The sequence below is a fragment of the Pseudomonas gorinensis genome, assembly GCF_042015035.1.
In the GTDB taxonomy this organism is placed as follows: Bacteria; Pseudomonadota; Gammaproteobacteria; order Pseudomonadales; family Pseudomonadaceae; genus Aquipseudomonas; species Aquipseudomonas gorinensis.
In genome coordinates, this window is record NZ_CP167125.1 from 5,793,806 (window position 1) to 5,804,532 (window position 10,727).

The following is a 10,727-nucleotide window of genomic DNA, read 5'->3' on the forward strand; positions in this document are numbered from 1 at the left end:
ATTGCCGGGCTTTTTTACGGGCGCAGGATAGACAGGCCATAAGCACGGGAACCCAACAACAGAATTCGCCACACAAGCGATAGGAGGAATGAACCTCTTAATCAAGTGTGAGGAATGACGATGGATCCGATATCGGGAGCAGGTGCAATCTCAATGATAATGGGCCTTCTGGGGACGGGGATGGATCTGGCAAAAGACGCAATGGACATGGCCAATAAAGCAATGGACACAGCCGGCGACGGCGCGAAGATCGGCGGCGAAGAGCAACAGCCACAGGGTCCGATTAGTTTTTAAGACACTCTGCGAATAATAAAGGCGCAGCTCCTCCGCTTTTTTCCCAGTAGGGCTTGCAGCGCCTGCCCCTCTCCTCGTCCACTTCAGACAAGCCATGAGATAACCTGCCATCTCTCGCGTTTATCCAGCCAAAACGTCGATTGGGCGCTTGCTCTTAATGTCCCTTTGACTGCCCTCACCAGATTGCCAATACTCATGGCATATTGAAGGCCACCCGCATGGAACAAGGAATGACCCTTTGAAGCTGGAACTCAAAAACAGCTTGTCGGTGAAGTTGTTACGGGTTGTGCTGCTGTCGGCATTGATCGTGGGTGTGGCGCTGAGCGTCGCGCAGATCGTCTTCGATGCCTACAAGACACGCCAGGCCGTGGCCAGTGATGCCCAACGCATCCTCGATATGTTTCGCGACCCCTCGACCCAGGCCGTCTATAGCCTGGACCGCGAGATGGGCATGCAGGTGATCGAGGGGCTGTTTCAGGACGACGCGGTGCGCATGGCCTCCATCGGCCATCCCAACGAAACCATGCTCGCGGAAAAAAGCCGCGCCATGCAGCAGTCCCCCAGCCGCTGGCTGACCGACTTGATCCTCGGCCAGGAACGCACATTCACCACCGCCCTGGTCGGCAAAGGCCCCTACAGCGAATATTACGGCGACCTGAGCATCACCCTCGACACAGCCACCTATGGCCAGGGGTTTATTGTCAATTCGGTGATCATCTTCATTTCCGGTGTGCTGCGCGCCCTGGCCATGGGCCTGGTGCTGTACCTGGTGTACCACTGGCTGCTGACCAAACCGTTGTCGCGGATTATCGAGCACCTGACGTCGATCAACCCCGACCGGCCCAGCGAACACAAGATCCCTCAGCTCAAGGGCCACGAACGCAACGAACTGGGGCTGTGGATCAACACCGCCAATCAGTTGCTCGAATCCATCGAACGCAATACCCACCTGCGCCACGAAGCTGAATCCAGCCTGCTGCGCATGGCCCAATACGACTTTCTCACCGGCCTGCCGAACCGCCAGAAACTGCAGGAGCAACTGGACAAGATCCTGATCGACGCCGGCCGCCGGCAGCGCCGCGTGGCCGTGTTGTGCGTGGGCCTGGACGACTTTAAAAGCGTCAACGAGCAGTTCACCTACCAGGCCGGCGACAAATTATTGCTCGCCCTGGCCGACCGCCTGCGCGCCCACAGTGGCCGCCTCGGTGCGCTTGCCCGCCTCGGCGGCGACCAGTTTGCCCTGGTGCAGGCCGATATCGACCAGCCGTACGAAGCCGCTGAACTGGCGCAAAGCATCCTCGATGACCTGGAAGCGGAATTCGCCCTCGACCATGAGCTGATCCGCCTGCGCGCCACCATTGGCATCACGTTGTTCCCGGAAGACGGCGACAGCACCGAAAAGCTGCTGCAAAAAGCCGAACAAACCATGACCCTGGCCAAGAGCCGCTCGCGCAACCGGTACCAGTTCTATATCGCCAGCGTCGACAGCGAAATGCGCCGTCGCCGCGAACTGGAAAAAGACCTGCGCGACGCCCTGAGCCGCGACCAGTTCCACCTGGTGTACCAGCCGCAGATCAGCTATCGCGACCACCGTGTGGTCGGCGTCGAGGCATTGATCCGCTGGCAGCACCCGGAGCATGGCCTGGTACCGCCAGACTTGTTTATCCCGCTGGCGGAACAGAACGGCACCATCATCCCCATTGGCGAATGGGTGCTCGACCAGGCCTGCCGGCAACTGCGCGAATGGCATGACCAGGGCTTCACCGGCCTGCGCATGGCGGTCAACTTGTCCACCGTGCAGTTGCACCACGCCGAGCTGCCGCGAGTGGTCAATAACCTCATGCAGATCTACCGCTTGCCGCCGCGCAGCCTGGAACTGGAAGTGACCGAGACCGGCCTGATGGAAGACATCAGCACCGCCGCCCAGCACCTGCTGAGCCTGCGCCGTTCCGGTGCGCTGATCGCCATCGATGACTTCGGGACCGGTTATTCATCCTTGAGCTACCTGAAAAGCCTGCCCCTGGACAAGATCAAGATCGACAAGAGCTTCGTTCAGGACCTGCTGGACGACGATGACGATGCAACCATCGTGCGCGCCATCATCCAGTTGGGCAAAAGCCTGGGCATGCAGGTGATCGCCGAGGGCGTGGAAACCGCGGAGCAAGAGGCCTATATCATCTCCGAAGGCTGCCATGAGGGTCAGGGCTATCACTACAGCAAACCGCTGCCAGCGCGGGAATTGGCAGCTTATTTGAAGCAGTCCGAGCGCAATAACGCAGCCATTCTTTGAGCCGATAAAACAATACTGAATATTTCCCTCGTTTAAGCCTTTACACAAAATGCAAATCTTTCGCATTATGTTGCAGTTTTGCGCGGCCCCGCGCGCCCTATTAACAACCGAAGCAGGATGTTCGCCATGATTCGTATGCCCCTGGCCACCGCCAGTCTGCTGGCCATTGCCATTTCTCTCGCCGGTTGCGGCGAAGGTAAAGACAAAGCCGCTGCGCCCCAGGCGCCGACCCCGGCTGCCAGCACTACCGCTCCAGCGGCTGCCACCCCTGCCGGCCAGGTCGACGAAGCAGCCGCCAAGGCTGTGGTCGCGCATTACGCCGACATGGTATTCGCGGTCTACAGCGACGCCGAATCCACCGCGAAAACCCTGCAGACCGCGATCGACACCTTCCTCGCCAATCCGAACGACCAGACCCTGAAAGCCGCCCGTGCCGCCTGGGTCGCTGCACGCGTACCGTACCTGCAGAGCGAAGTGTTCCGCTTCGGCAATACCATCATCGACGACTGGGAAGGCCAAGTGAACGCCTGGCCCCTGGACGAAGGCTTGATCGACTACACCGACAAATCCTACGAACACGCCCTGGGTAACCCAGGCGCCAACGCCAACATCATTGCCAATACCGAGATCCAGGTGGGCGAAGACAAGGTCGACGTGAAGGACATCACCCCGGAAAAACTCGCCAGCCTCAATGAGCTCGGCGGTTCCGAAGCCAACGTCGCCACCGGCTACCACGCCATCGAATTCCTGCTGTGGGGCCAAGACCTGAACGGCACCGGCCCAGGTGCCGGCAACCGCCCTGCATCGGACTACATGACGGGCGACGGCGCCACGGGCGGCCACAACGAGCGTCGCCGCACTTACCTGCGCGCCGTGACCCAACTGTTGGTCAGCGACCTGGAAGAAATGGTCGGCAACTGGAAACCCAACGTCGAAGACAACTACCGCGCCACCCTGGAGGCAGAACCTGCCACCGACGGCCTGCGCAAAATGCTGTTCGGCATGGGCAGCCTGTCCTTGGGCGAACTGGCTGGCGAGCGCATGAAGGTTTCCCTGGAGGCCAACTCGCCGGAAGACGAGCAGGACTGCTTCAGCGACAACACCCACAACTCGCACTTCTATGACGCCAAGGGCATCCGCAACGTCTACCTGGGCGAATACACCCGAGTCGACGGCACCAAGATGACGGGCGCCAGCCTGTCGTCGCTGGTGGCCAAGGTCGATCCGGCGGCCGATAGCGCCCTGAAGGCTGACCTGGCCGCGACCGAAGCGAAGATCCAGGTTATGGTTGATCATGCCAACAAGGGTGAACATTACGACCAGTTGATCGCTGCCGGTAACGACGCGGGCAACCAGATCGTGCGTGACGCCATCGCTGCGCTGGTCAAGCAGACCGGCTCGATCGAAGCCGCTGCAGGCAAGCTGGGCATCAGCGACCTGAACCCGGATAACGCTGATCACGAGTTCTGATCCGTGCCGTGTTGAATGAGGCGACCTTCGGGTCGCCTTTTTTTTGCGCTATCTCTTCTACCACAGACCCCATGTGTGAGGGGGTTGCCCCCGATGGCGATGGGTCAGCCGGTACTTCCTTCACTGACAGGCCGCTATCGGGGGCAAGCCCCCTCCCACAGTTGACCTGCATCGTCTCGACGGCCCGGTTTACATGCCCTGCACCCCAGGTAGAATGGCGCCTCTCTCCTTTCACCCGAGTTCAATTCATGGCGTTGCCGACCCTACGCATCATCGGTTTCATCATCGGCATCTTCCTGATCACCCTCGCGATCGCCATGGTTGTGCCCATGGCCACCCTGGTGCTGTTCGAGCGCACCCAAGACCTGCCCTCGTTCCTGTGGGCCAGCCTGATCACCTTTGTCGCCGGCCTGGTGCTGGTAATCCCCGGGCGCCCGGAGCATGTGCACTTGCGGCCCCGAGACATGTACCTGCTGACTGTCAGCAGTTGGGTGGTGGTGTGTATCTTCGCCGCGCTGCCCTTTTTGCTGACCCAACACATCAGCTACACCGACTCCTTCTTCGAAAGCATGTCCGGTATCACCGCCACCGGTTCCACGGTCCTGAGCGGGCTGGACAGCATGTCGCCGGGCATCCTGATATGGCGCTCGCTGCTGCACTGGCTCGGCGGTATCGGCTTTATCGGCATGGCGGTGGCGATCCTGCCGCTGCTGCGCATCGGTGGCATGCGCCTGTTCCAGACCGAATCCTCGGACCGCTCGGAGAAGGTCATGCCGCGTTCGCACATGGTGGCGCGGCTGATCGTGGCGGCATACGTAGGCATCACCATCCTCGGCAGCCTGGCGTTCTGGTGGGCCGGGATGGGCTTGTTCGATGCGATCAACCATGCGATGTCGGCGATTTCCACCGGCGGTTTTTCCACCTCCGATGAGTCCCTGGCCCACTGGAAACAGCCGGCCGTGCACTGGGTGGCGGTGGTGGTGATGATCCTCGGCAGCCTGCCGTTCACCCTGTATGTCGCCACGTTGCGCGGCAACCGCCGGGCGTTGATCAAGGATCAGCAGGTGCAGGGGCTGCTCGCCTTGTTGTTGGTGACCTGGCTGGTGCTCGGCACCTGGTACTGGTGGACCACCAACCTGCATTGGCTGGATGCCCTGCGCCATGTGGCGCTGAACGTGACGTCGGTGGTTACGACGACGGGCTTTGCACTGGGGGACTACAGCCTGTGGGGCAACTTCTCACTGATGCTGTTTTTCTACCTGGGCTTTATCGGCGGCTGCTCGGGGTCCACGGCGGGCGGAATCAAGATCTTCCGTTTCCAGGTCGCCTATATCCTGCTCAAGGCCAACTTGAACCAACTGATTCACCCGCGCGCGGTGATCAAGCAGAAGTACAACGGCCACCGCCTCGACGAAGAAATCGTACGCTCGATCCTCACGTTCTCGTTCTTCTTCGCGATCACCATCTGCATGATCGCCCTGGCCTTGTCGCTGCTGGGCCTGGATTGGATGACCGCCCTGACCGGCGCCGCCAGCACCGTGTCCGGCGTAGGCCCGGGCCTGGGAGAAACCATCGGCCCGGCCGGCAACTTCGCCAGCCTGCCGGATGCGGCCAAGTGGATTTTGTCGCTGGGCATGTTACTGGGCCGGCTGGAGATCATTACAGTCTTTGTTCTGTGTATTCCTGCGTTCTGGCGTCACTGACCGTCGAGGTTTCCAACAGACGCGCCCGGTACTCGCCGGGCGTGCTATCGAACCAGCGGCGAAACGCGCGAAAGAAGTTGCTCGGGTCAGCAAACCCCAACAGGTAGGCAATTTCCAGCAGGGTCATGCTCGGCTGCGCCAGGTATTGCTCGGCCAGTTCGCGACGGGTGTCGTCGAGCAAGGTCTGGAAACTGGTGCCCTCCTCCTGCAAACGCCGTTGCAAGGTGCGCTGGGACAGGTGCAGGGTCTGGGCCACCACTTCGCGCTTGGGCTCACCCTGGGGCAACAGGCGGCACAGTACCTGCCGAGCCTTGTGGGTCACACGGCTTTCCGAGAAGCGCGCCAGGTATTCACCGGCAAACCGATCATGCAACAGCGCCATGGCCTCGTTAGCGGTGGGCAGCGGCGCGTCCATGTCGGCGCGCTCGAAGATCAACGCGTCGTAGGGCGCGTCGAACTCCAGTGGGGCATGGAACGCTTGCCTGTAGGGCGCCAGGTTCGCGGGCTGCTCGCCTTGCAACAGCACCTTGCGCGGTTGCAGGGTGCGACCGGTCAGCCAGCCGCACAATGCCAATGCACAGGCCAGCGACGCTTCGGCGCTTTGCCGGGTCGGTGGCAGGTGATCGCCATGAACCGTGAGGATCAGCGCATAACCTTCGGGTAACAGGCGGAAACTCAGGTCGGCACTTTCGGCAATGATGCGCTGGTAACGCACCAGGCGCATAAAACCTTCGGCCAGGGTGTTACTGGACATCAGCGCATAGCCGGCCACATGGAACGACGCCGGGCGCACCACCTTGCCCATGTTCAGGCCGATCGCGGGGTTGCCCGATAACTCAACCGCGCGCTGCCAGAGCCGCGTCATGGAGTCTTGCGGAAAACGCGCATCGGGATCGTTGAGGGCGGCGTAGTCCAGGCCCAGTTGCTGGAACAAGGCATGGCAATCCAGGCCGTCCATTTCCAATGCCTTGACTATCCCCATCGCCCAGCTTGCAGAAGTTGTTCGTTCGCTCATGGCGTCTTCTTAAAAAAGCAGGCTCAACCAGCAGCCAGGAAGCCAAGGATACTAACCTGTAGAGGTTAATTCAGAGCCCGCTAATAGCAAGCCCTCCAGCCAGATCATTTTGGCTGGATGGGGTCTCATAGGGCCTGTTGGGGCCCGCAATGCCAACATTATGACAGCTTGTCATTTCTCACGGCGTCCTGCCGAACGAACACAATCCCATAAAAACCATCGTTTGGTATAAAGTAACCAACCCAAATCATAAGGACATGCGCTATGAACCTGAATTCAAAAACCGTAAAGCTGCGCCTGGTCGAAGAATCGGATGCAGAGTTCATCGTAAGCCTGCGGATTGACGAAAAGTACAACAAGCACCTGTCTGCCGTGACTGGCGATGTCGACGCCCAGATAAACTGGATTCGCCGCTATAAAGAAGACGAAGCCAATAAGCAACAATTCTACTTCATTATCGAACGCCTGGATGGCGTGCGGTGTGGGACCGTCCGGATCTACGACTTCGTAGGCAATTCATTCAGTTGGGGCAGCTGGATACTCAACGAGCAAAAGACGCGTTACGCCGCTATCGAGAGTGCATTCCTGGTTTACAGCTTCGGATTTGAAGAGCTTGGATTTGAACGGTGCCACTTCGAAGTTCGCAAAGGAAACGAGCGTGTGATCTCGTTTCACGAAAAAATGGGAGCGGCAAAGACCGGCGAGACTGATCTTGAATATCTCTTTGAGATAACAAAGTCAGCCGTGTATGAATCGCGCGCCAAGCTACAGAGCAAGCTGTGACCTACTTGTAAATCGCGTCATAGGCCTGCTCGCAGGTCACTCCCCGGCTGTGGCTTTGATCAGCAAATCCTGCCAGGTCGCCCGCTCGCTGGTCAGCGCGCTTGAGCACGTCGGCAAGCACCATGACGGCACGGGTAGCTGCCGCGCTTGCGGCGGCAGTGCAGGAATGGCTGCCGGCTTGACCGACTGCGAGTCGAGCGGCAAGGTTGTCTGCCGCCCCGCGCAGGCTGTCAGCAGAAGCGCGAGCGGTAGCAGCATCACCAACCGCTTGATCGATCGCATGTTGTCCATCTTCCGTCACCTTGTCGAGTTTGAGTTGCCATGCTTGTTCTTTGTCGCGCGCGGCGGCCTCGTTAACGGCTTTTGCCGTAGCGTCATCCGTATCGCGGGCACTCCACTTGGCCTGCCAGTCGTCATTTGTGACGGACACCCCATGGTGATAGGCGCCATACAGCACGCCCAGGGCCAGAAGCACCGCGGCTATATAAGGAATGGATTTCAGCAGGATCGTGTTCATGCCAACACCTTCAGCGCAGTGTTGTAGAAGGCGACGCGCTCGGCCAAGCCGTTGATCCCACCATTGATGCGACGGGTGATCATCTCGAACGAGCCAGAGTCAGCCAGTTTGTTCAGGTCGCGGGAGTTCCAGAACCAGGCCGCAGACTTAGCCGCCAACTCGGCCTGCTCCAATAGCTCTGGTGTGCGTAGCAGGCGGTCGTCGCCGAACAGCGCCTTACTGCACGCCAGATAGTTGTCATGCCCTGTAATCTGGATCAGCCCGCGCCCGCGGTACTTCTGCCCGTCACCGTCGGCCTCTGGTGTATTGCCCAGCCGCTTCGCCAGGGTGCCAGTGTCGTACTTGCTCAGGTACTGATCGCCGCCCAGCTCGCGCACATACAGGAACTGGCCCGACTCATGGCCGACCTGGGCGATAAACGCCGCCATCCGGAGCTTGGTGTTGATCTGGTACCGCTGCATGGCCAGGTTCAGCGCAGATGCAAAAACACCGGCATTGCGGCCGGCGTTCGGGGTGATCTGCAGCAGTTGCTGTGCTGTGATTGGCATGTCAGATCGCCTTGTAGAAGTTGATTTTCGTGGTCATGCCTACAGGCTCGCCGTCCGTTCCGGCGTCGTCCGGCTGCACCTTGAAGCCCAGGCGTATTACAAAGGCCCGCGTCTCGCTCCACTGGTGCACCAGATAGAACCCATACCAGTGCTTCCCACTGTTCTCGGTAGTCACAAACTGCCAGCCAGCCTCGCCTGGGTGATCGCGGACGGTGTAGTCGCCGACATAGGTGATCGTGCTGCCCTTTATCGGCGCCTGCCACAGCTTGACGAACCGCATGTTGTTGACCGGGTTCCGTACCGCAGCCCACCACCACATCGCCATGAACGAGTCGACCTTCCAGCCGAAAGGGGTGTTCTCAGCCCACCAGCCGCGCCGATCACCCTGAAGGCCGTCGTAGTCATTACCGAACAGCCATGCCCAGCGCGGAAGGCTCACGATTGCGCGGCCATCACTCTTGCTGATGTCGTCAACCCTGAACGGGATAGCGGCTGCGACCACAAGCAGGCCGACTAGGTCGGTGACAATATTGCAGGCAAGCAAAAACACCCACTGGCATATCGCCCTTGAGATTTTGAGCATGGTCATCTCCAAAAGAAGCCCAAGGCGCAGCAGCCCCGGATTGTATTGCTTGATTTATTAACTTGAACTATTAAACAATTACGATGCCGGTTTTTCTGGCCAGACCGGATTAGTAACAGTGAGATCAACCGCTTTTAAAGCGCGGTAGTAAGCCTGCCAAGCTTTGGCGATTAATGCTTCTTCGTCTGTGGCATCGCCAAGCTGGAGAGACACCAAGATAGGCGCCATAACCCTCGATGCTTCATCAGTTCTTGCAAGCTGCTCGTTACCATTCCGCATAACGACCTGCTCGTGCGTTGGGACAGGATGCAGATGCGCTTCCAGCGCCGCGCCAACAAGCGGCACCATGTCAGCACCATACCCCATAGCGATCTGACTCTCGTCATATGCGTATACGAGCCCGTCAATAGGGTTTGTAAAATACAAGTATGTATCGTTCATATCATTTCTACCCATTTGCTAATGGTTGCGCCGCCGGTAAGGCCCACTTTATAAGTCTGCCCATTCCCCACAAGGAAGCTTACCGGAGCCGTCGCCCCAGAAGTTCCGAGGTCTCCAGTGTAGACAATGGTCGAGCCAACCGTGACCGTGACCGTATCTACGCCAGGCTGGGTGGCTATGGAGACAACCACGAGAATCGGAAAGTTATTTGAGTTTGTGTAAGTGGTGCCGCCCACTCGCGAGCCGGTGACATCGGAGTATGTCCTGTTGTAACCAGCAGTCATCATCAGGGCGTTATTAATTTTACCCTGAAGGCGTAGCGGGGTTACTGCTTTTGTCGACTCGGTTCCCGCCGAAACCTCTTCGGAGGTCGCTAAGAAAACTAGGCCGCGAGCGGTCTCGCTTGCGGCAATTAAATATGACTGAAGCTCTTGATAGACAAAGTTTGTATTTGCCAATCTCGCACTATTGTCGTGTAGTGGAGGAGTTGAGTTTGTGCCAGGCGTCCCGGTGAAAAATGGGCTGTTGATAGGTGCAAAAGAGGTAACATCTATTGGTAACTGGTCGAGAATTACCAAATCAGTGCCGTCGTACTCAACGTCTGCGAGCTGGTTGGCTGCGAACACGGCCGCCACCTTGGCACCGGTGGAGTCGTATTGCTTGATGCTCTTGGCGCCTTTGCCGGAAACGTTGATGGTGTCTGTGCCCGTGCTGTTTTGGCTGAATTTCACACGGAGTCGCAAAGGTGCCGAGTACGCAGAGATTGACGGAGTCGGAGTAAGAGTTAGTGCTCCAGCGCTTCCCGCAGTCGTAAATGCAGTTCCGGACTGAAGCTGCTTCAAGACCTGAAGTGCGTCGAAGAACTGCGACGCACCCACGGCATCAACAGCGCCATTGGCTGTAACGCCTGCAGCACTTAGAAGCGACTGAAAGAAACCTTCTTTGTCGTTCGCCCAGTCTTGCTCAAGATATGATCCGTCTTTGGCGTTCGGTGCAGTCCTGTTTTTGAATGATCCCAGCGGGTATTCGGAAGATGGGTTGTTGAACCGGTTTGGGTACCGCTCGTTAAGCTTCAGCGACATG

The 10,727-nt window shown here is 58.7% G+C and carries 11 protein-coding genes; 5 read left to right on the top strand and 6 right to left on the bottom strand.

What is annotated here, in order from left to right:
• Positions 1 to 120 precede the first annotated feature (120 nt).
• The 4 genes from AB7933_RS26250 to AB7933_RS26265 all read left to right on the top strand — a co-directional run bounded on the left by AB7933_RS26250 (position 121) and on the right by AB7933_RS26265 (position 5,757).
• Positions 121 to 294: a hypothetical protein gene (locus AB7933_RS26250; protein WP_158244156.1), complete on the top strand. Its 174-nt coding sequence runs from the start codon at positions 121 to 123 to the stop codon at positions 292 to 294.
• Between the two features lie 238 nt (positions 295 to 532).
• On the top strand, positions 533 to 2,584 hold the full coding sequence (locus tag AB7933_RS26255; RefSeq protein WP_024077100.1) for a putative bifunctional diguanylate cyclase/phosphodiesterase: 2,052 nt from the start codon (positions 533 to 535) through the stop codon (positions 2,582 to 2,584).
• Positions 2,585 to 2,710: 126 nt separating this feature from the next.
• A complete protein-coding gene (locus AB7933_RS26260) occupies positions 2,711 to 4,054 on the top strand; it encodes an imelysin family protein (RefSeq protein ID WP_024077101.1) in 1,344 nt (447 codons plus the stop codon).
• A gap of 248 nt (positions 4,055 to 4,302) precedes the next feature.
• The gene (locus tag AB7933_RS26265; protein WP_024077102.1) at positions 4,303 to 5,757 is read left to right on the top strand and encodes a TrkH family potassium uptake protein; all 1,455 of its coding nucleotides are present in this window, start codon (positions 4,303 to 4,305) and stop codon (positions 5,755 to 5,757) included.
• Here the strand turns inward: AB7933_RS26265 and AB7933_RS26270 are convergent.
• Positions 5,714 to 6,772, bottom strand: a complete 1,059-nt coding sequence (locus tag AB7933_RS26270) for an AraC family transcriptional regulator (RefSeq protein WP_024077103.1) — start codon at positions 6,770 to 6,772, stop codon at positions 5,714 to 5,716. The genes AB7933_RS26265 and AB7933_RS26270 overlap by 44 nt on opposite strands.
• 264 nt (positions 6,773 to 7,036) lie before the next feature.
• Between AB7933_RS26270 and AB7933_RS26275 the strand changes: the two genes are divergently transcribed.
• Positions 7,037 to 7,555: a GNAT family N-acetyltransferase gene (locus tag AB7933_RS26275; RefSeq protein ID WP_102642865.1), complete on the top strand. Its 519-nt coding sequence runs from the start codon at positions 7,037 to 7,039 to the stop codon at positions 7,553 to 7,555.
• 1 nt (position 7,556) lies between these two features.
• Here AB7933_RS26275 and AB7933_RS26280 read toward each other — a convergent pair whose 3' ends face one another.
• The 5 genes from AB7933_RS26280 to AB7933_RS26300 form a co-directional block, all read right to left on the bottom strand.
• Complete coding sequence (locus tag AB7933_RS26280; RefSeq protein ID WP_102642866.1) at positions 7,557 to 8,072, bottom strand: DUF2514 family protein; 516 nt, start codon at positions 8,070 to 8,072, stop codon at positions 7,557 to 7,559.
• The gene (locus tag AB7933_RS26285; protein ID WP_102642867.1) at positions 8,069 to 8,620 is read right to left on the bottom strand and encodes a glycoside hydrolase family 19 protein; all 552 of its coding nucleotides are present in this window, start codon (positions 8,618 to 8,620) and stop codon (positions 8,069 to 8,071) included. The genes AB7933_RS26280 and AB7933_RS26285 overlap by 4 nt, the downstream gene beginning before the upstream one ends.
• A 1-nt stretch (position 8,621) precedes the next feature.
• The gene (locus tag AB7933_RS26290) at positions 8,622 to 9,203 is read right to left on the bottom strand and encodes a DUF7338 family protein (RefSeq protein WP_102642868.1); all 582 of its coding nucleotides are present in this window, start codon (positions 9,201 to 9,203) and stop codon (positions 8,622 to 8,624) included.
• Between the two features lie 78 nt (positions 9,204 to 9,281).
• A complete protein-coding gene (locus AB7933_RS26295; RefSeq protein WP_158244157.1) occupies positions 9,282 to 9,644 on the bottom strand; it encodes a tail fiber assembly protein in 363 nt (120 codons plus the stop codon).
• Positions 9,641 to 10,726 carry a hypothetical protein gene (locus tag AB7933_RS26300; RefSeq protein ID WP_375156278.1) on the bottom strand — a complete coding sequence of 362 codons (1,086 nt, stop codon included), beginning with the start codon at positions 10,724 to 10,726 and terminating at the stop codon, positions 9,641 to 9,643. Before AB7933_RS26300 ends, AB7933_RS26295 begins: the two co-directional genes overlap by 4 nt.
• Position 10,727: the final 1 nt, after the last annotated feature.

Excerpts from the sequence above, each read along its gene's own strand:
- AB7933_RS26300 (WP_375156278.1), bottom strand. The coding sequence starts at position 10,726 with ATGTCGCTGAAGCTTAACGAGCGGTACCCAAACCGGTTCAACAACCCA.
- AB7933_RS26295 (WP_158244157.1), bottom strand. The coding sequence starts at position 9,644 with ATGAACGATACATACTTGTATTTTACAAACCCTATTGACGGGCTCGTA.
- AB7933_RS26285 (WP_102642867.1), bottom strand. The coding sequence starts at position 8,620 with ATGCCAATCACAGCACAGCAACTGCTGCAGATCACCCCGAACGCCGGC.
- AB7933_RS26290 (WP_102642868.1), bottom strand. The coding sequence starts at position 9,203 with ATGCTCAAAATCTCAAGGGCGATATGCCAGTGGGTGTTTTTGCTTGCC.
- AB7933_RS26280 (WP_102642866.1), bottom strand. The coding sequence starts at position 8,072 with ATGAACACGATCCTGCTGAAATCCATTCCTTATATAGCCGCGGTGCTT.
- AB7933_RS26260 (WP_024077101.1), top strand. The coding sequence starts at position 2,711 with ATGATTCGTATGCCCCTGGCCACCGCCAGTCTGCTGGCCATTGCCATT.
- AB7933_RS26275 (WP_102642865.1), top strand. The coding sequence starts at position 7,037 with ATGAACCTGAATTCAAAAACCGTAAAGCTGCGCCTGGTCGAAGAATCG.
- AB7933_RS26270 (WP_024077103.1), bottom strand. The coding sequence starts at position 6,772 with ATGAGCGAACGAACAACTTCTGCAAGCTGGGCGATGGGGATAGTCAAG.
- AB7933_RS26265 (WP_024077102.1), top strand. The coding sequence starts at position 4,303 with ATGGCGTTGCCGACCCTACGCATCATCGGTTTCATCATCGGCATCTTC.
- AB7933_RS26250 (WP_158244156.1), top strand. The coding sequence starts at position 121 with ATGGATCCGATATCGGGAGCAGGTGCAATCTCAATGATAATGGGCCTT.